At 44.6% G+C, this 19,978-nt stretch carries 16 protein-coding genes; 12 read left to right on the forward strand and 4 right to left on the reverse strand.

What is annotated here, in order from left to right; all coding sequences use genetic code 11:
- The 6 genes from ACDQ55_RS17965 to ACDQ55_RS17990 form a co-directional block, all read left to right on the forward strand.
- A partial coding sequence (locus ACDQ55_RS17965) for an RHS repeat-associated core domain-containing protein (RefSeq protein ID WP_420982854.1) occupies positions 1-2,985 on the forward strand: 2,985 nt, incomplete at its 5' end.
- Positions 2,986-2,987: 2 nt separating this feature from the next.
- A complete protein-coding gene (locus tag ACDQ55_RS17970) occupies positions 2,988-3,560 on the forward strand; it encodes a hypothetical protein (protein WP_420982855.1) in 573 nt (190 codons plus the stop codon).
- A 9-nt stretch (positions 3,561-3,569) separates the two neighbouring features.
- Positions 3,570-4,295, forward strand: coding sequence for an RHS repeat-associated core domain-containing protein (locus ACDQ55_RS17975; RefSeq protein WP_420982967.1), 726 nt, complete (start codon positions 3,570-3,572; stop codon positions 4,293-4,295).
- Positions 4,296-4,502: 207 nt separating this feature from the next.
- Positions 4,503-4,856 (forward strand): hypothetical protein, encoded by a 354-nt coding sequence (locus ACDQ55_RS17980; protein ID WP_420982856.1) that lies wholly within the window; start codon positions 4,503-4,505, stop codon positions 4,854-4,856.
- A gap of 625 nt (positions 4,857-5,481) precedes the next feature.
- Positions 5,482-5,865: an IS110 family transposase gene (locus ACDQ55_RS17985; RefSeq protein WP_420982857.1), complete on the forward strand. Its 384-nt coding sequence runs from the start codon at positions 5,482-5,484 to the stop codon at positions 5,863-5,865.
- 403 nt (positions 5,866-6,268) lie between these two features.
- Positions 6,269-6,538 carry a transposase gene (locus ACDQ55_RS17990; RefSeq protein WP_420982968.1) on the forward strand — a complete coding sequence of 90 codons (270 nt, stop codon included), beginning with the start codon at positions 6,269-6,271 and terminating at the stop codon, positions 6,536-6,538.
- 401 nt (positions 6,539-6,939) lie between these two features.
- On the opposite strand, the gene ACDQ55_RS17995 is transcribed toward ACDQ55_RS17990, so the two are convergent.
- Genes ACDQ55_RS17995 through ACDQ55_RS18005 form a run of 3 tightly spaced genes read right to left on the reverse strand, consistent with a single transcriptional unit; the run spans position 6,940 to position 11,783 of the window.
- Positions 6,940-7,725, reverse strand: coding sequence for a zinc-dependent peptidase (locus ACDQ55_RS17995; RefSeq protein WP_420982858.1), 786 nt, complete (start codon positions 7,723-7,725; stop codon positions 6,940-6,942).
- An 8-nt stretch (positions 7,726-7,733) separates the two neighbouring features.
- Entirely contained in the window at positions 7,734-9,353 is a 1,620-nt protein-coding gene (locus tag ACDQ55_RS18000; RefSeq protein WP_420982859.1) for a M28 family metallopeptidase, read from the reverse strand.
- A 60-nt stretch (positions 9,354-9,413) separates the two neighbouring features.
- Positions 9,414-11,783: a gliding motility-associated C-terminal domain-containing protein gene (locus ACDQ55_RS18005; RefSeq protein ID WP_420982860.1), complete on the reverse strand. Its 2,370-nt coding sequence runs from the start codon at positions 11,781-11,783 to the stop codon at positions 9,414-9,416.
- A gap of 118 nt (positions 11,784-11,901) precedes the next feature.
- Between ACDQ55_RS18005 and rpiA the strand changes: the two genes are divergently transcribed.
- Entirely contained in the window at positions 11,902-12,603 is a 702-nt protein-coding gene (rpiA, locus tag ACDQ55_RS18010; RefSeq protein ID WP_420982861.1) for a ribose-5-phosphate isomerase RpiA, read from the forward strand.
- Here rpiA and ACDQ55_RS18015 read toward each other — a convergent pair.
- The gene (locus tag ACDQ55_RS18015) at positions 12,569-13,852 is read right to left on the reverse strand and encodes an MFS transporter (protein ID WP_420982862.1); all 1,284 of its coding nucleotides are present in this window, start codon (positions 13,850-13,852) and stop codon (positions 12,569-12,571) included. The two genes, rpiA and ACDQ55_RS18015, sit on opposite strands and share 35 nt — an antisense overlap.
- 255 nt (positions 13,853-14,107) lie before the next feature.
- Between ACDQ55_RS18015 and ACDQ55_RS18020 the strand changes: the two genes are divergently transcribed.
- From ACDQ55_RS18020 to ACDQ55_RS18040, 5 genes are all read left to right on the forward strand, one after another.
- Complete coding sequence (locus ACDQ55_RS18020; RefSeq protein ID WP_079472790.1) at positions 14,108-14,299, forward strand: cold-shock protein; 192 nt, start codon at positions 14,108-14,110, stop codon at positions 14,297-14,299.
- Between the two features lie 349 nt (positions 14,300-14,648).
- Positions 14,649-16,880, forward strand: coding sequence for a helix-turn-helix domain-containing protein (locus ACDQ55_RS18025; protein WP_420982863.1), 2,232 nt, complete (start codon positions 14,649-14,651; stop codon positions 16,878-16,880).
- Positions 16,881-17,101: 221 nt separating this feature from the next.
- Positions 17,102-17,857: a (Fe-S)-binding protein gene (locus tag ACDQ55_RS18030; protein ID WP_420982864.1), complete on the forward strand. Its 756-nt coding sequence runs from the start codon at positions 17,102-17,104 to the stop codon at positions 17,855-17,857.
- The gene (locus tag ACDQ55_RS18035; RefSeq protein WP_420982865.1) at positions 17,838-19,220 is read left to right on the forward strand and encodes a lactate utilization protein B; all 1,383 of its coding nucleotides are present in this window, start codon (positions 17,838-17,840) and stop codon (positions 19,218-19,220) included. Before ACDQ55_RS18030 ends, ACDQ55_RS18035 begins: the two co-directional genes overlap by 20 nt.
- A complete protein-coding gene (locus ACDQ55_RS18040) occupies positions 19,213-19,782 on the forward strand; it encodes a LutC/YkgG family protein (protein WP_420982866.1) in 570 nt (189 codons plus the stop codon). Before ACDQ55_RS18035 ends, ACDQ55_RS18040 begins: the two co-directional genes overlap by 8 nt.
- Positions 19,783-19,978 lie beyond the last annotated feature (196 nt).

Genomic DNA, 19,978 nt, shown 5'->3' on the forward strand with positions numbered 1-19,978 from the left:
GGGGGGCCTACTAATATTAATAATCCTATTCCGGATTTACCTGTTCACTTGTTAACACCACTCACCTATAGCTATTATGATCACTACGATTATGCAGGTAATCAGTCGTACGAAACGAAGGACGTGGCAAAGTTAACTGCTGGAAGCAATCCTTATGCAGAAGACTTACCGTCTTCTCCCAGTGTGATGACAACAGGTTTACCTACAGGAAGCAAAGTGCGGGTGTTAGGAACAGACCAATGGTTAGTCTCCAGTATCTATTACGATGACAAAGGCAGGGTTATACAGACCATAGGGGATAATCATACCGGAGGTAAGGACGTTTTAACCAGCCGCTATGATTTCAGCGGAAAGGTGCTCAGTACTTATCTGAGTCATACAGTACCCCGCAGTACAACATTGCCACAGACAACAGTATTGACCACTATGGAATACGATCAGATGGATCGCTTGCTCCGCGTGAAAAAGCAGTTAAATGATCGTCCTGAGTTGGTAAAAACAATTGCAGAGAATTCCTATGATGAATTAGGGCAGTTGAAGCGGAAGCGTTTGGGAGTAACCGGTACCACCACGCAATTGGATACACTCAATTATGATTATAACATACGGGGATGGCTGAGTGGTATTAATAAAGCATTTGTAAATAGTAATGAAGCTTCCGGTACCACCAACTGGTTTGGGCAGGAATTGTCCTATGATGGAGGCTTTGTAAATAATCAATATAATGGCAACATTGCAGGTATCAAGTGGAAAAGCCGTTCAGATGAGATTGCCCGCGCATATGGTTATGACTATGATCGTGTAAACCGGCTTACAGTTGCAGATTTTTCCCAGCAAAATTCGGCAGGATGGAACAGAGACAGCAAGGACTTTTCTGTGGGGAACCTGAACTATGACGAGAACGGTAATATTATGACCATGATGCAGAAGGGGATGATTGGCGCCAGCTCTGCAGTGATAGATCAGCTTACATACAGTTATATAGACAATAGTAACCGTCTGAAATCGGTGGGAGATGTTGCCAATACCACAAGTGCCCAATTGGGAGACTTTATCAATGGCACTAATAGCGATGATGATTATGCTTATGATATCAATGGTAACCTGATAAAAGATCAGAATAAGCAGATTGCTGCTATTGTTTATAATCACCTGAACCTGCCGCAAAGTATTTCAATTGATGGAAAAGGAACAATTGCTTACCAATATGATGCCGCAGGCAACAAATTAAGCAAAACAGTTACAGATATTACAAAATCACCGGCTTTAACCACTGTAACCGATTATTTGGGTGGATTGGTGTATAAAAATGACACATTACAGTTGCTAAGCCACGAAGAAGGCCGTATACGTACTGTTTTTTCAACCGGTCAGCCGGTAGTTTTTGCATGGGATTATTTTGAGAAAGACCACCTTGGCAACGTAAGAATGGTACTGACAGAACAATCAGATTTCTCGATGTATGCGGCGACGATGGAAACCACCAATGCGGCAAAAGAAAATGCTTTATTTAGTAATATAGATAATTCCCGTGTGCCTAAGCCGGTAGGATATCCTGCAGATGACAATGATAATCGGTCGGTAGCTAAATTAACCGCTGATGAGGGAGGTAGTAAAATAGGTCCCTCTATAGTGTTGCGCGTAATGGCTGGCGATACCGTGAGTATAGGCGCTAAAGCATTTTATAAATCGAATGGTTCATCTGTATCTTCTCCGGATGGTATCAATAAGGCTATGCTGACCGCACTGGTACAGGCTTTTAATGGCGCTGCATCGGGTACCCAACATGGCATCTCATCCGATCAGTCGGAAACGTTTAATACTAACTTTTATAATGATGAATATCAGCAACTGAAAGCCAAAGCTCCGAATGCGGGTCAACCAGACCGGCCTAAGGCTTATCTGAATTTTGTTTTATTCGACGATCAGTTTAAATTAGTAGAAGAAAATAGTGGCGTAAAGCAGGTACAGGCCACTCCAGACCAGTTACAGCTACTGAGCCAGGAGAAAATGGTAATGATGAAGAGCGGTTTCCTTTATGTATATACCAGCAATGAAAGTAAACGGGAGGTTTATTTTGATGATGTGGTATTAGGGGTTCATTCAGGGCCGATGTTGGAGGAGACGCATTATTATCCGTTTGGGTTAACGATGGCGGGGATTAGTTCTAATGCTTTGAAGGGAGCGAATTACTCAAAGAACAGGAAGGAGTTTAACGGTATAGAACATACAACTGATTTAGATCTTAATCAGTATGACGCGTTTTATAGAAATCTTGATCCACAGATAGGAAGATGGTACCAAATAGATCCAAAGGTAACCGAATACCAAAGTCCTTATGCAATTATGAATAACAACCCTGTTCGATATGCGGATTTCTTGGGTGATACCATTAATGATAGACAAATCAGAACAGACAAGACATGGGGAAAAGCATATCAAACATGGAGTCAGTCAAAAGCAGGGAAGGAATTCATAAAATTGTTTGGTGCAGGCGGTAAGCTTGGTCACATTAATATCACATTTAAGGTTGAAGATACTAATGGGCGCTCAGGTAATACCACTGTATTTAAAGTTAATAAGAAAGACGGCACGGAGACCAAATTGGAGACTAACCAGGTTTATAAAGGTGTTGGAAGTATTGCTTCCGGAACGAGCAAAACGGACTATCTAAAATTTATGATAAAGTTTGACGCTAATGAAACTGACATTGGTCTTGAAAATGCAGAGACAATCCTGCATGAAACACAGCATGTTAGAATAGATCAGCAAACCTTGGTCTCAAATGAAGCCATGGCGCCAGCGTCAATGCAACATGCAGACTGGATGAAACCAGCATCTACTCAATGGTATAAAGAAAGATATAATTTTTATCAGGAAAATCGGGCGGTTTGGAACCCGGATTATGAAAGACAAAAAGCAGCGGGAAAAGTAAAAAGCGAACAAGACTACATAAATAGGAAGATTAACGATTTTATAAATTAGCTATGAGAATTATTATTTCTGTATTCTATTTTTTGATCTTTACCTCTTGTATAAGGGGATACCAAAAAAAAGTAGACTTATCCCCGATTCTATCAAAGGACAGTGTATTTTATTTAAATATAAGAAAGGATAGCGCATATTTTATAAACTATGATCTTCAGCGTGAAACAACAAAAAATAACAGGTTTATCTATACGTCACATCGTGATACTTTTACTATTGTGTACGACTCACAATTTGGCAAATGGACTGGTATTTTCGGTGGAGATTCCACAAAACTTATATTAGAGAAAGAGCATATTTATGAAATAAATGGGACAAACTATAAAATTTACAAATTGATAAGAGATCAGGGCATTGCAGATGGTGAAATGTCATACTTTGTTAATTTAAAGATAGGAGTTTTAGCAATTAAGTCTAATACCTGGAGATCGTATCAAATACTAAAGAAAATTCAAGAACCGGATATGGAGATAGTATTATCATCATTGTTGTTTAATATAGTAAATGACGAGATATTTTGGAACAATCAAAATGTAACGTCTGATATAAAATTTGTTGCACCTACTAAATAAGAACTACAAATTGTTGAGGAGACGCATTATTATCCGTTTGGGCTCGCGATGAGTGGGATAAGTTCAAATGCACTCAAAGGAAGCAATTATGCGGAGAACCGTTTGAAATATAACGGCAAGGAACTGCAATCGAAAGAGTTCGGAGATGGCAGTGGGTTGGAGTGGTATGATTATGGTGCGAGGATGTATGATCACCAGATCGGGAGATGGAAGGGTATTGACTTATTGGCAGAGAAGCATTATGACGTCACTCCTTATAATTACGCTTTAAATAACCCATTAAGATATATTGATCCATTAGGATTGGATACAGTATCAGCAAATTCAACCACGCCAATTCAGAAAGGAGATCAGGTTAATGTTGGTCAAGACCAATATATTACGGCTTCTACAAATGAAGTTAAAGTCACTGGAGGTGAACATAAAAGCTTCTTCGGAAAGCTAGGTAGCATGATAAGCAATGCATGGAATGCTCCTGCAACAAGAGCGGTAGTTCCAGATATTGTTAATGCAGGGGTAGGGTTTAGCGGTGTTTTTGGTGTTGGGGCTGGCACTAGTGTTGAGTTAAACTGGGTACTTCGGGGTCCTGAGGCTTCAATAAAGCCTGTTATTACTACTACTGAAACAGTTGCCGGAGGTTTTTCTGTGGATGCGACATTAAATCTGGGCGGGGCTTCTTATCTTGGACCGGTTAGCGATATTAACAGAGGTATGTTGCAAACAAGTATTGGGTAAGGTGATGTAACATATGTTGGTGGTGTTGGAATTTCTGCTGTTGCTAAATTAGGATTGACGGGAGGATATACCAGTACCCCGGTCGGTAAAGGTATTGTATCGTTTTCGTTAAACGCTGGATTGGGTCTTCCGGCTGGAGCTGCTCCGGTAAATGCTTCTGCAGGAGTAAGTAATACTTTTATATTGAAAGATTTTAGAAAATAATTTATGGCAAAGAGAACTTTGATACTTATTTTATTAGCAATGATAGTAGTGTCAGCGATATTGTATCAATCAATCAAAGTAAAGAAAAGAGCAAAACGGAACTTTGATCTTTTTTATGAGGCTGATTTGGATGGTAAGATTAGTGACATGACAGTTAGTGTAGGCGTTGTTTATTTTAAATTAGATAAAAGTGATAAGAAATATGGCTTCATTCCTATAACAAATGAATTGAATAATAATATGCCTTTCTTTAATACTGCTAGAATCGGAGATTATATTATGAAGCCAATTAAGTCAGATACATTAAAGCTTATAAAAGGGGACAACATTTATTTGTATACTTTTAGAAAGTTTTAATTGTTAGAGGAATCACATTAGATGGTTTGAAAGTTTAAAGGAATAATCTTGGTTGAAGAAGAACGCAGGCAACAACGCCTGCGTTTTTTATTGTAATAAATTTTTTATTTTTCTATTGGAGATAAAAGAATCGAGGAGGTATGTCTCGTCCTAAAACTGTAGAAGTCAATACTTAATCTGACAGTTAAAGGCCTTTTGGACCTTCGTATTTTGAATGATATCGTCAATACACCTTTTTTTGGTATCCTAATCGAGCTTCTCAATGTCCTGGATACGTTGCAACGTTTTTTATCAAAGTGAACGTTAATGCCTTCACCCACCAGATAGTCCTGTCCCGTCCTAAAATCATAAGACTGCGCAAATCTCCGTTGAATAACAAAGACAATGGGGGCTACCTATATTTATTTCTTAAATTTGTGGCCCTTTAGAGACAAGCCTCGAACCTATAAAGGCACTTTTAGTCCTTCCTGAAATCTGGGCTGGAATGTATAATGCCTCTTCTGTAAACAGAGGCATTTGTTGAATTAACTGGTGATCTCCTTATAGAAGAATCCCGTACAGAAAAACTTTATTATTCAAAAATAGCCTTCCCTGAAGGCTGTTTTTCCACCATAAAAGTAAATCGATGGCAAAGCAAGAAGTATCTCTCCAGGTAGTGAATTTAAATGCGGCGGGCATAGATGTAGGATCTCGCAGCCACTTTGTAGCTATAGACCAAATTAAAGAAAATGTCCGTGAATTTGGTGTTTACACAAAGGGTCACGAGCAGCTGATTAATTATTTGCAAAGCTGTCGTATTACTACTGTTGCTATGGAAAATACAGGTAGTTATTGGCAGATGCTCTTTAACGCATTGCAAAGAGCAGGATTTGAAGTTTTATTAGTAGGAGGTAATCAGACAAAGAATGTTAAGGGCCGCAAAACAGACGTGAGTGATTGTATATGGATACAGAAATTACATTCTTTAGGATTGCTGTCGGGAAGTTTTCTGTTAAGTCATATGCTTTAGGAACTTCGAACTTATTATTATCATCGTCAGCACCTAATAGATCAGGCGGCATCGTATGTTTGTAAAATGCAAAAATCCCTACGACTTATGAATATCAGATTGGATATAGCCATTAGAGATATTGTTGGTAAATCTGGGGTAAGCATTGTGGAGGCCATCTAGCAGGCAATCGTGATCCCTATTATTTGGCTTCGCTGGTAGACGTACGGGTAAAAAAACTAAGCAGGAGATTGCAGATTCTCTCCATGGATGGTGGCGCGAAGAATTACTTTTTGAGTTAAGTGCGTCTCTAAACTTCTATAAATTATATGAAAAAGCACTCATAGAATGGGACCAAACTATTGAAAGGTTATTAATAAAATGTACTTCTGAAAAATTGCCACTAACCTCAGAAGAAGAAAAAATGTTAAATCAGACTAAGAAAAAAGATCGAAAGCACGCACCGGGATTTAATGTTTCACGGATTGCGTATCAATATTTTGGCACGGATCTTTTTGCAATTTCAGGAGTCAGTCATACTACAGTTCTTTGCCTATTAACCAATATTGGTCATGATCTTCGTAAATTTCCTACCGCAAAGAGCTTCGCTTCCTGGTTGCGACTGGTTCCTAATAATAAAATAAGTGGAGGCGTATTATTAGTAGACATACCCCCTGCGGCAAAAACTATATAGCCACCGTACTACGACAGGCAGCTAACTCCATTGGCAACCAAAAAGATCATGACCTAACACCTTTTTTCAAAAGAATTGCCTTAAGAATGGGACGGATAGCTGCTATTACCGCTACAGCCCGAAAGCTGGCTATAATTATTGGGAACATGATTACCAAGGTACAGCCATATCAGAAAATAGACACGCAAGTAAATAATGAAAGATATAGAGCAAAACAATTGAAGCATATTGAGAAGCGAATCGGAGCACTTCAGTTAAGCCAGGAAGAAATTAAGAAGCTGCTTATAAGGAATTCATTATTAATAAATTAATATTATGTTGTACAGAAAATAAGTTTACAGATGGTCTTGTCCCCAAAAAGTGGCGAGGTAAATTCAGAAATTTACGGGACATAATTACCCTTATTTCCCTCCCATTTTTCCCGGATCTTGTCTGAAAATCCGTGTCAGCATTTCATATAGTTCTGGATGCTTTTCTGCCAGTTGGTCTGGGCGCTCAAAGAAGTATTCTGAGATCACGGCAAAGAACTCTGCTTCGTTGATGGCGCCATAAGGATTAATATCTGTATGTCCTTCAGAGATTTGTTGTATGGTTTGGTGCACAAGTTTCATCCATGGAATGCTATAGCTATGTTCCAGTAATTTGGAAGGCAAGCCATCGATGGTGCCGTCGGTTTTATCCAGCAGGTGTACAAATTCGTGGATGGCGGTATTTTGTTTGTCGGTAGTATTAGAGAAGCCTTCACGTAATGCAGACCGGGAAAGAAGCATTTGTCCATTAAGGGCGCCGCTGCCCACCATGCCGAGAATATTGCGGCGACCACCTTCATATTGATAGGTTTCATCGAAAGTATCAGGATAAAGGATCACATTGGTGAGATTGAAATATTCCCAGTTTTTAAAACCGAAGATAGGGATAATGGCGCTGGCGGCCACTAATACCCGGTCCAGTGGTTCTACTGTAGCGCCTACGCCTTCAATATGTGTTCTTTTCAGGAAGCGTTGCACCATAGACTCGAAGCGGATTTTTTCTTCCGGCGATAGTTGTTGGTAGTAGCGTACGTTTGTTTGTAAGAGCGACCGGTAATCTGTGGGTACGGCACTTTTTTTCCGCTGCCAGCGACTGTACATATTTGTAAAGTACAGGAACAGGATCAGCGCGATCATTATCAATCCAAATAAAACCATGTCGTCAGTTATTTTCTATATGCTTTAAATTCTGATCCTTGCTTCCATTGAGGAAAACTATTTTCATTGCTCAGGTGATAGCCCACATCGAATAGCAGGCGCACATCTTCCACCATGCCATCCAGCTGCCAGGTGGCGGGATCAAACTCGTCGGCAGGGGAGTGGTAACGTAAACGGTTGTACGTAGCTATCTGTTCTTGACCCCAACCGGCTTCGTGCCCAATAACGTTTGTACCGGGACCTATATACAGGCCAGGGATCCCTTTTTTAGCAAAGTTGAAATGGTCGGAGCGGAAAAACCAGCCACCTTCCGGGTTGGCTTCTTTTACGGTAACACGTCTTTGCTTGGCGGCGGCGCGTTGGGCATATTCGTCCAATGTTGATTGGCCGTAGCCGATAATGGTAATATCTTTTGTACGGCCAAAAGTATTGAGTACATCGAGATTAATGTCTGCCACTATTTTTTCCGGTGCAAAGGTAGGATGGGAAGCATAGTATTCAGATCCCAACAAGCCCTGTTCTTCGCCGGTTACAGAGAGGAACAACACGGAACGGGCAGGCCGCTGCGGTAGTTGTGTGAATGCAGTGGCTAGTTCCAGCAGTCCTGCTGTGCCGGTGGCATTGTCTACAGCACCATTGTAAATAGAATCTCCGTTAACGGCTTCGCCTATCCCAAAATGATCCCAATGTGCGGAATATACTACGCATTCCTGCGGGCGGCTGCTGCCAGGTAATACGCCCAGCACGTTGTGCGAAGTGGATGTTTTGATGGTGTTATTGATCACCAGGGAGGTTTGTAAATGTAGGTCTACCGGCCGGAATCCTTTGGTACGAGCTTGCGTCATGATGTCGGGAGAAACGCCGGCCAGCTGGAATATTTTTTTTGCGGCATCCTGAGTGATCCACCCTTCTACAATACTGCGATGCAGGTTGTTATCGGATGTTTGCAGGTACAGTTTAGAATTAGACCATCCGCTTCGTACCACTTTCCAGGGATAGCTGGCGGCGGCTGTTTCATGGATAATAATCACTCCGGCGGCACCCTGACGGGCAGCTTCTTCAAATTTATAGGTCCAGCGGCCGTAATAAGTCATGGTATGGCCTTTAAAGAGCGTGCTGTCGGAGAAGCCGGGGTCGTTGATCATAACGATTACCGTTTTCCCTTTTACATCCAATCCTTTATAGTCGTTCCAGCCATATTCCGCCGCTACAATACCATAGCCGGCAAACACCAGTTCAGTATTGCGGAGATTCACCTGTGGCTGTACGTGGCGCGTAGCCGCTACGTAGTCGTCGAGGTACTGGAGGGATACAGTGCCGTTGCTGCCTTTGATCACCAGGTCGCCGGCAGGCTTTGAACTGATGGATACCATGGGCACTTCCTGGAAATAACTGTTGCCATTGCCGGGTTGCAGGCCCAGTTTCCTGAATTGGGCTGCCAGGTATTGGATGGTGCTGTCTTCTCCACGGGTAAAAGGCTTGCGGCCCTCAAACGCATCGGAGGCGAGTTGTTTGATATGCTGTGCAAAACTGCCGGCATTAATTGCCTTGATGGCGGTAGAGTCTTGCGCATGGGCAATTCCCGTCAGCAAAGAGGCTGCTATCACTAATATAGAGGGTATTTTCAATTTGTTAACCTTTTTCAATGCAAAAATTAATGGAGTCGGACCAGAATTCCAAAAATGGGTTTAACGGAGTAATACCGTTGTGCCTTTCCGGAATACTCTTTTGCCGCTCTCTTTTTCGGTATACTCCAGCATCCATACGTAGGTGCCAATGTCGGAAGGTTTCCCATTCAGGGTGCCATCCCATTTGATGCGCCAGTCGGTGGTTTCAAACAGCAGGTTACCTACGCGGTTATATATGGCAAAGTGCAGGTCTACCGCTTTATAGGCGTTCAGTGGATAGAGGTAGTCGTTTTGCCCGTCGCCATTGGGTGAAAAGGCGGTAGGCACGTCTATGTAGCAACTGGAAACAGCCTGTATGTAATGATCCGCGGTATCCTGGCATTGAACGTTGTTGGCTACGATCAGCCGGATCAGGTATTGCTGCTCTTTTTGTGTAGGGTAGTACTGCATGGGTACCGGCGTTGCACCCTTAGTGGTGGCGCCGTTGCCATAATCCCATGAGTAAGACTTAATTTCCCCCAGGCTTTTATTGACCGGCAGTACCAGGTCCATCGGGCAATAGGGGCCTGGGGATACGTCGAACAGCGCGGTAACTTCACTCCGGAGCAGGGTGTCCTTACTTTGGGTGTCTGAGCAAACACCGTTGGAAACGGTGAGGGTAATATGCTTATTACCTAATGTTTCATATACTTTTACGGGATACTGCAGCGTATAACTATCACCATCATCAAAATTCCATTGCCATTGGTTTACGCCGTGTAGGCCATTGTGGAAGAACTGCATGGTGGTAATGCGGCAGTTTTGCTGCAGGGTATAGCTGAATGCGGCCGATACGGTGTCGGCCGTACGAATATTAACTTGCTGTCCGGGAGCGGCTGGTTGCCAGCATTCTCCCAGCAGGGTATTACCATCACTGCCGGCGGTGAGGGTGATCTGGTAGTTGCCTCCCACATAGATGGGTGCGGATAATTGCAAGGTGATGGAGTCTGCCAGCCCGTTGTTGTCACAGTTGCCGGTAGCTTTGAGAATGCTTACTGGAACGGGGCCATTGATGGTGAAGTCGCTGCCGTCTGCGGCAATGGAGCTGCAACGTACGGGAACGGATACACCGAATTTGAGGGTGGTGGGTGTACACCCGGGCGCTGTGGCATCATTTAGCAGCAGGGCGGGTTGTGGCGCAATCGTAAAGGGCTGTGAGGAGCCAGCAGGAGTTTCCTGCCAACATTCACTTTCCACGGTGTTGCCATCTGGTCCTGGTACAAGGGTAACTACATAGTTTCCCGCTTGTATGATATGTTGATCCAATTGCAGGGTAATCAGCCAGGTAAGCCCATTACTGTTGCAGGAGCCGGAGGCTCCAATGATCTTTGCAGGAGAAGGACCACTTAGTAGAAAGTCTTTCCCATCCGGTGAAATAGAGCTGCACTGAATACCATCCTGGAATTCCAGTTGTAGTTGATCCGGACCACAGGGAAAGGCTTTAATGGGCCCCATGGGCACCGGTAGCGTTACCGGTACGGTAAAGGTAAGCTGTTCTCCGGCGGGCAGCGCATTGCCACAGGCATCCAATAGTGTGTTCTGGTCGCTGCCTGTTTGAGAGGTAATCGTATAAGTGCCAGGGGCAAGAGGATGGTCCAGCTGTAGGGTCAGGGAGTCGAAGTCAAATCCATTGCTGCAGCCAATTCCAGTAACGCCAGTGATCCTGTTGCCGGCAGCAGTAAAGGAGAAATCACTGCCATCGGGCGCCAGGCTGGCACATTTTACACTTTTATTCAGTTTAATGCCTATCGCATAAGGACCGCAATGGTAATTGGCATGGTCTACGTGTGGAATGTTGGGATCGGTAATGATAGCAGTACCGCCGCCAAAAGTAAGCTCATAGCCGCTTTGGTTATTGCTAAAATGACTGATCAGCAACAGGTACTGATGACCCGCTATGATCGTAGCCATTTTACTGAACAGGGGCCAGCCATAACCGCCGCATACGTCATAAAGGGTGCCTGCCGATGAGGCGCCGGTATTACCGCTTTCACCAGACCAGTTCATGAATACATACAGGCTGGTATCTGTATACACGTCGTTAGGATTATGACCAGTGATATCAAAAAGCTGCCAGTCATAATCATCCTGCTGTTGTTTGGGTACAATGGTAAAACCCAGGGTGCCGGTTTTATAACAGGTGAATTTATACCAGTACGGATTCTTATCTTGATGGATACCATCGTCCGGGTTGTTGCATGCAGGGCCAGGTATGAATTTGTAACCGCAAATGGGCACAGATTTCTGCTCAAATGTTTGAGTGCCGCATACAGGGAAAGCGGATGCAGGATTTTGGCCAATCGCTTGACAGGCTTGTGCCCTGGCCATTTCGGAAAGGGACATCAATAATACTATCAGTATCGGGCAAACAAAGAGTTGTACGGAACGCATGAATAATAGTTTCGAATCAGGCAAGAGTAAAAAATAATGAATTTTTTTTTATTAGAAGGGAAAAAAACGCAAATGGTTGATTGACAATTAAAGGCGAATGATTCCTTATATTTGTTTTATGCAAACACATATCGGAAAGAAAGCAGCCGGAGAAAAGGCCGCCGAATATATAAAGCCGGGTATGACCGTTGGTTTGGGTACCGGCAGTACTGCCTATTACACCATTTTGCGTATAGGCGAACTGGTGAGGGCGGGCTTGGAAATAAAGGCGGTGGCTACTTCTTCTCAGTCGGAGCAGTTGGCCAGGGAAAATGAGATCCCACTGATAGCTTTTGATCAGGTAGAGAAGATCGATATAGATATTGATGGAGCAGATGAAGCAGATGTGCAGTTGCAACTAATTAAAGGGGGAGGAGGCGCCTTGCTGCGTGAAAAGATTATTGCGGCTGCGTCAAAAGAAATGCTGGTAGTGATAGATGACCAAAAACTGGTGAAACAATTAGGTAGGTTTCCTTTGCCGGTGGAGGTGGTTACCTTCGCCTGGGAGCTTACCCGTAAGCACCTGGAAGCGATAGGCGCACGTCCGGTGTTACGCCTGAAAGACAATAACCGCTTTATAACAGACAACGGGAACTATATCCTGGACTGTTATTTCGAGAAGATTCACAATGCAGCTGCGCTGCATAATCAACTCAACAATATACCGGGAGTGGTAGAAAATGGGCTGTTTCTGCACTATGCCACCCGTCTCATTATTGGTCATCAGGATGGCACCATCCGGGAAATCACGCATCCTTATCCAGCAAGGACGTCTTTTTAGTGTCTTTGGAAGTAAGGTATACCAGTAGGGAGATAAAAATGCATACGGTAACATACCAGTAATACCACGGTTCATGCCCTGTTTTTTTAAAATAGAGGGCAATCGGCTCTGCAGTACCGCCAAATAAAGCTACAGTGAGCGCATAAGGGAACCCTACCCCTAATGCACGGATTTCGGCCGGAAACATTTCTGCTTTTACAACGGCGTTAATGGAGGTATACCCGCTTACAATCAGTAAAGCCAGGAGTATGAGCCAGAAAGCCGTCCATTCGGAGGTAGTATGGCTGATACCTGTGAGGATGGGCACGGTAAACAAGGTGCCCAATATGCCAAAGCCTATCAACAGCGGTTTACGTCCCCAATGATCCGATACCCAGCCAAATAGTGGTTGTAAACAGGCAAATATCAACATTAAGAAAAAAGTAATAACAGTGGCGTGCTCGATGCTCAGGTGCACGGTGTTCACCAAAAATTTCTGCATATAGGTAGTATAGGTATAAAAAGCCAGCGTGCCACCCATGGTAAGCCCCACTACCGTCATTACTGCCCTTGGATGCTCTCGGAATAACCGTTTCAGGGAACCCTTTTCCCGTTCGTTTTTAATTTTTTCATAAGAAATGGATTCTTGCATGTGCCGGCGCAGATATAGGGCAAAAAAAGCCAATAGCGCTCCTATTACAAAGGGAATACGCCAGCCCCAGCCGTGTAATTGAGCGGGCGTAAGGAATATTTGCTGTAAAAGCAGCTGCACACCCAGGGCTACCAGTTGCCCGCCTATGAGCGTTACATACTGAAAACTGGAATAAAACCCCCTCAGGGCCTGGGTAGCCACTTCGCTCAGATAGGTGGCAGAAGTGCCATATTCTCCGCCTACGCTTAATCCCTGCAGGAGCCGGGCTAATAACAATAAAGCGGGCGCGGCCACGCCAATGTACTCATAGGAAGGGGTAAAAGCAATCAGTAAAGAGCCCATCGACATTAATAACACGGATAGGGTCATGGAAGCCTTACGCCCATTGCGGTCTGCAATCCGGCCAAACATCCAGCCGCCAATAGGACGCATCAGAAAGCCCACTGCAAAAATCGCCGCCGTGTTCAATAGCTGGGCGGTATAGTTGCCCTGCGGAAAGAAGACGGGCGCAAAATAGAGGGAGAAGGTAGCGTAAATGTACCAGTCGTACCATTCTACAAGGTTGCCCGCCGATCCGGTTAATATGGCTTTTATGCGCCAGGAATCAGGATGTTTCATATATAATGCGAAAATATATTTTAAAGCGGAATGATCAACAGGTGCGCCATGGAAGCGACGGAAAACTTAAAATAAATTAGGCTTGTATGCAATAAACCCCTATCTTCGTAGCGCTTCTTAAAGATATTGTATTTCAATTCTGTTGGTAGATCACCTCTCACATTCAGCTTTTTCTTACAGTTTTTCTTCTAGTCGCCCAGGTAGCCGCCTGTAAAATAATGGCGAGAACAAGTTCACAATTAAATATTAAATATAATGCAAACAGGTGTAGTAAAATTTTTTAATGAAGCTAAAGGTTTTGGATTCATTAAAATCGAAGGATCAGGACAAGAAATTTTTGTTCACGTTTCTGGTATCAAAGAAAGCATCGGCGAAAATGACCGCGTAGTATTCGACGTGGAAGAAGGCAGAAAAGGCCCGAATGCTGTTAACGTAAGACTGGCATAATTTATTTTATAATAGTTTTGTTATGGACTGCCCTGGCTTTGTGCCAGGGCAGTTTTTTTATGCAGATAAGGGAACAAGTATTTATACTGCCTCTGAGTGGTTAAATGCAGCGATCGACGGGTATAGTTTCGTATAGTCGTTATTGTTATATTACCTTCGCTACATCAATACTTCGTTGCAAGGATCTGTGCAGTGATTAGGCCTATGCGTAGCACTTCGGTACTCAAATGATGTGGATTTTCATATCACGGAGACGGATAAAAAAATGTATAGGGTTTAATTAGTTGTGCCCAATAACCCTGTGTTGTCACATGTTTTCCGTATATTCGCGGTTTCAATTTAAAATCAAATGCCCCAACCAGATAACTCGAATATCATCTTTCACCTGGCGGCAGATTTCATAAACCATACGCACCGCCATATTTTTCTTACCGGTAAAGCCGGTACAGGGAAAACTACGTTCCTGAAATACATCAAAGAAAATACGCGTAAAAATACGGTAGTAATAGCGCCTACCGGCGTAGCGGCTATCAACGCCGGTGGTGTAACCATGCACTCTTTTTTCCAGTTGCCTTTCGGGCCATTTATTCCTGGCGCCAGAAAAGGTTTTGGTATGGATGAAATCAGTGGTACAGATAAACATAGTTTATTCCGCAATATTCGTTTTACTAACGATAAAAAAGCGCTGCTGCAGGAAATGGAACTCCTCATTATCGATGAGGTGAGTATGGTGCGCTGCGATATGCTGGATGCTATAGATGTAATTTTACGGCATTTCCGTAATAAGCCGTTGTTGCCTTTCGGTGGCGTACAGGTATTGTTTATCGGCGATCTGTATCAGTTGCCGCCAGTAGTGCCAGAGGCCGAATGGCGCATGCTCTCCGAGTATTACAACAGTAGTTTTTTCTTCGCAGCCAAAGTAATAGAACAGGCGCCGCCCCTGTATATAGAACTGAAAAAAATATACCGGCAGAATGAGCAGGTGTTCATCGACATATTAAACAGGGTACGCAACAATGAAGTACGGCACGAAGATCTGCAATTGTTGAATGAGCATTATCACCCAAATTTTAATGGGGAAGACGAAGAATATATCGTGCTCACCACCCATAACCGCAAAGCGGATGAAATCAACGCCCGCCGCCTGGCAGATATGCCTGGCAAAGTGCATCGTTTTGAAGGAAAGATCGAAGGGGATTTCAGTGATAAGGCGCTGCCTACAGAATTATTGCTGCAATTGAAGATAGGCGCCCAGGTTATGTTCCTTAAAAACGACCTGGCCCAGCCCCGCCGTTATTATAATGGTAAGCTGGCCATTGTGAAGGAAATAGATGACGATGAAATTGTACTGGTGCTGGCGGGCTCGCATGAAGAGCTGAAGCTGGGTAAGGAAACCTGGCGTAATATCCGCTATTCTTATAATCAGGAGGAAAATAATATTGAGGAAGAGGAAATTGGCAGTTTTACCCAGTTCCCCATCCGCTTGGCCTGGGCTATTACCATTCATAAAAGCCAGGGTCTTACTTTCGAACGTGCAATTATAGATGCTGGATATGCTTTTGCGCCTGGGCAGGTATATGTGGCATTGAGCCGTTGTACTTCGCTTGAAGGATTGGTGCTGCATTCCCGTATCGGGCATGGCAGCATTAAAACCGACCGGCAGGTGATTGAGTTTGCAGAGAAGGAAAATGAGCCCAACGAACTGGTGGTATTGTTGGAAATGGAGAAGAAGAAATTCCAGGCTACTTCCTTATTGCAGTTGTTCGACTGGTACCGCATGCAAGCCATTATCCGCAGTCATGCGGTATGGATACAGGATAAAAAACTCCCCGACTTCGACGCTGCGATTAAATTAAGCCGCCACCTGACTGCCAAAGCAGAACAGCAGTATGAAGTAGCCGCGAGATTTGTGAACCAGCTGCATCAGTTGCTCGATACAGCTGTACAAACCGGCGAAATGGAGCAGTTGCAGCAAAGGGTGAATAAAGCCATCGGTTATTTTACCCAAAGCATCTATGAAGACCTGATCCGGCCTTTGCAGGAGCATATCGCTGATGTAAAGAAAACCAAATCAAAGAAATACCTGTTGCAGCTCATGGGATTGGAATCCGATTGCTGGAACAAGTTGCGCCATGTGTGGGAAGTGTCTTATGCCGACCTGGATTTTACAGCAGGGCTTAAAGATTACACGCTGCTCCGTGAGGCGGATGCCACTGCATTAGCGCCTGCCGCTAAAGAAAAGCCAGCCAAAGGTAAGGTGGAAAAGGGCAGCAGCCGCAGAGGCACGCTGGAACTTTACCTGGGAGGTAAGTCTATCGCAGATATTGCAGCCGCGCGTCAGCTGGCGGTAGGTACCATAGAAACCCACCTGGCCCAATGTGTGGAAGCAGGAGAAATGGATATTGAGCGTTTTGTGTCGGAAAGAACGATGCGCCTTATCCTAAAACATATTGGCGACCTGGGTGCCACTGCCGCCGGTCCTATTAAGGAACGGGTAGGAGATGCCGCCAGCTTCGCAGAGATTCGCGTGGTGCAATGGTACCTGAAAAAGAAACAGGAAGAAAAGATTATGAATGATTAAGTGCCCAGAAGCTCCGTTGCCTATTTTGTTGCCGGCAGCTAACTGCTAATAGCTAGCTGCCGGCAAACATCCCCTGATTGTTTATTTTGTGCCCCACCCTTCTTCCACTTTCTGCTATACAGTGAAAAATAAGCCAGTAACCGGTAAAAAAGAGGTAGGATTACTATGGCCTTGCCTGCTAAATTTGCAGGTCAGTAAGGAGCCTTTAAATTATTTAACCTGTGAAAGTAGGATTATTTATACCCTGTTATATCGACCAGTTCTATCCGCAGGTAGGTATCGCTACCCTGCAGTTATTACAGAAACTGGGCTGTGAAGTGGATTACCCGCAGGGGCAAACCTGTTGTGGTCAGCCAATGGCCAATTCAGGATACGAGCACCTTACACATTCCTGTAATGCGCTGTTTGTAAAGAATTTTAGTAGTTACGATTATATTGTTGGTCCTTCAGGCAGTTGCGTTTTACATATAAAAGAGCATCTGCATGATCCGGCTGCGGAAACACAGGCAGCAGGTATACGTGAACGCATATATGAATTAACCGAATTCCTGACAGATGTGTTGCAGGTAGAAAGTTTGCCGGCACGTTTCCCTTGTAAAGTAGGGCTGCATCAGAGCTGCCATGGGCAGCGCGGATTGGCCTTATCGCAGATGAGCGAGCTGGTGGCGGCCCCTTTCTCCAAACCGGAAAAGTTGCTGAAGATGGTAGCTGGGGTAGAATTGGTACCCCTGGACCGGCAGGATGAATGCTGTGGATTTGGCGGTACGTTTTGTATAACGGAAGAGGCCGTGTCTGTTAAAATGGGAAAAGACCGGGTAACAGATCATATGAAGCACGGAGCGCAGGTAATCACGGGTACAGATGTGAGTTGTCTGATGCACCTGGAAGGTATTTTACGCCGGCAACAGGCAGGGATAAAGGTGATGCATATAGCGGAAATTCTCAATCAACATATCGATGAACAGGCAAACAGTTGATCATGCCGCGTTGGCAGACCGTTTTAATGAGGATGAGCCCAGAGTAAACTGGCACGACGAAACGCTGTGGTGGGTGAGGGCTAAGCGCGATCGCATGGCCTGGAGTATACCGGAATGGGAGCAATTAAGGGAAACCGCTTCCCGTATAAAGCTGAATGCTTTGGGCAACCTTCATGATTATCTCCTGCAATTTGAAGCGCGGGCCCGGGAGAATGGCGCAATAGTGCATTGGGCGGCTGATGCAGCTGAGCATAACCATATTGTAACGGCCATACTGCAACGGCATGGCATAAAGCACATGGTAAAAAGCAAGTCCATGCTCACGGAAGAATGCCATCTCAATCCACACCTGGCGGCTCATGGTATTGAAGTGATTGATACTGATCTGGGAGAAAGGATTGTGCAGTTAGCCAAAGAGCCGCCCAGCCACATTGTATTGCCTTGTATCCATAAAAAGAAAGAGGAAATAGGTGCGTTGTTCCATGAGCACCTGGGTACGCCGGCGGGGAATGCAGATCCTCAATTTTTGACGGCGGCTGCCAGGCAACACCTGCGCAAAGAATTCCTGCAAGCTAAAGCGGCCATCACTGGTGTGAATTTCGCCGTGGCAGAAACCGGTGAAATGGTGGTATGCACCAATGAAGGCAATGCTGATATGGGCGCCCATCTGGCGGATGTACATATTGCCTGTATGGGAATTGAAAAAATAATTCCACAGCGCCGGCACTTGGGCGTGTTCTTACGGTTGCTCGCCAGGAGCGCTACAGGGCAACCCATTACCACTTATTCCAGTCACTTCCGGCGTCCCCGCGCAGGGCAGGAACTGCATATTGTGCTCGTAGACAATGGCCGTTCCAGGCAGTTGGGAAGGGAAGATTTCCGTAACTCCCTGAAGTGCATCCGGTGTGGGGCCTGTATGAACACCTGCCCGGTATATCGCCGTAGTGGCGGGCATAGTTACCATACCGCTGTAGCCGGCCCTATAGGCGCCATTTTGGCGCCTAACCTGGATATGAAAGATTATGCAGATCTACCTTTTGCATCTACACTCTGTGGTTCCTGCTCGAATGTATGCCCGGTAAAAATAGATATACATCAACAATTATATAAATGGAGACAAGTGTTGGTGAAGGAAGGATATACTGCGCCGGCTAAAACCGCCAGTATGAAAGTAATGAATAGTGTATTGTCTGCTCCCGGTGCTTATAAAGTGGCTGGTAAAATGGGACGTTGGGTGATGCGTGCTTTCCCTGGTATGGTGAATAACCGCTTCAACCCGTGGTATAAACAACGGGAAATGCCGGCGCCACCTATGCAGTCATTCTCCGAATGGTATAAGAAAAATAAAGATATTCATGAGTAGTAGGGATAAAATACTGGCCGCAGTAAAGCAACATCAACCCGGAGCTGCGGTATTGCCATCTCTTCAGGGATTGTCTGGCAATATGCCTGGTACATTGGAGGCGTATCGCAAAGTATTGGAACTGTTAGGAGGACAACTTTTTGAGATCAAAGACGAAGGAGAAATCCCGGCCTTGCTGGCACAGCATTATCCGGATCTGCAGCGCATCATCCGGGTACCTGACCTGTCTGGTGGTGCATGGGCAAACGAAGCCCCTCACCTGTTGGAGGATGTAGATATGGCCATTGTGGAAGGACAATGGGGGGTAGCCGAAAACGGCGCTATATGGCTAACGGAAGAAGAGTTGCAGGTAAGGGTGTTGCCTTTTATCAGCCAGCATCTGGCCATTATTTTACGTAAAGAGAGGATATTGGCCACCATGCATGAGGCCTACGAAAAGATAGGCGCTCCGCAAACGGGTTTCGGTGTATTCATTGCCGGACCATCTAAAACAGCCGATATAGAGCAGTCGTTGGTATTGGGGGCGCATGGCGCCAAAAGCCTGTCGGTATTTATTATTTAGCATGGATATTTGGTTAGGATAACTTTCCTTTTCTGTGCAGGTGCCCGTATATACTTTACAGGTAAATTCTTTTGTACAGTCTTGGTTTGCAGATATCCCTACTTGTTAAATCGTGCTCATCTATATTGATTTCCGTGTAGCCTATTTAGGTAGTTCCCAGTTTCCGTATGTACGGTCCCGGTAATCGTGCTCATCT

It is taken from the genome of Chitinophaga sp. 30R24 (genome assembly GCF_049056765.1).
GTDB lineage: Bacteria > Bacteroidota > Bacteroidia > Chitinophagales > Chitinophagaceae > Chitinophaga.

What these genes read in the sequence shown, in the direction of transcription:
- ACDQ55_RS17995 (WP_420982858.1), bottom strand. Translation starts at nt 7,725, where the DNA reads ATGGTTTTATTTGGATTGATAATGATCGCGCTGATCCTGTTCCTGTAC.
- ACDQ55_RS18020 (WP_079472790.1), top strand. Translation starts at nt 14,108, where the DNA reads ATGCAAACAGGTGTAGTAAAATTTTTTAATGAAGCTAAAGGTTTTGGA.
- ACDQ55_RS18025 (WP_420982863.1), top strand. Translation starts at nt 14,649, where the DNA reads ATGCCCCAACCAGATAACTCGAATATCATCTTTCACCTGGCGGCAGAT.
- ACDQ55_RS17970 (WP_420982855.1), top strand. Translation starts at nt 2,988, where the DNA reads ATGAGAATTATTATTTCTGTATTCTATTTTTTGATCTTTACCTCTTGT.
- rpiA (WP_420982861.1), top strand. Translation starts at nt 11,902, where the DNA reads ATGCAAACACATATCGGAAAGAAAGCAGCCGGAGAAAAGGCCGCCGAA.
- ACDQ55_RS17980 (WP_420982856.1), top strand. Translation starts at nt 4,503, where the DNA reads ATGGCAAAGAGAACTTTGATACTTATTTTATTAGCAATGATAGTAGTG.
- ACDQ55_RS17990 (WP_420982968.1), top strand. Translation starts at nt 6,269, where the DNA reads ATGTTAAATCAGACTAAGAAAAAAGATCGAAAGCACGCACCGGGATTT.
- ACDQ55_RS17985 (WP_420982857.1), top strand. Translation starts at nt 5,482, where the DNA reads ATGGCAAAGCAAGAAGTATCTCTCCAGGTAGTGAATTTAAATGCGGCG.
- ACDQ55_RS18035 (WP_420982865.1), top strand. Translation starts at nt 17,838, where the DNA reads ATGAACAGGCAAACAGTTGATCATGCCGCGTTGGCAGACCGTTTTAAT.
- ACDQ55_RS18005 (WP_420982860.1), bottom strand. Translation starts at nt 11,783, where the DNA reads ATGCGTTCCGTACAACTCTTTGTTTGCCCGATACTGATAGTATTATTG.
- ACDQ55_RS18040 (WP_420982866.1), top strand. Translation starts at nt 19,213, where the DNA reads ATGAGTAGTAGGGATAAAATACTGGCCGCAGTAAAGCAACATCAACCC.
- ACDQ55_RS18015 (WP_420982862.1), bottom strand. Translation starts at nt 13,852, where the DNA reads ATGAAACATCCTGATTCCTGGCGCATAAAAGCCATATTAACCGGATCG.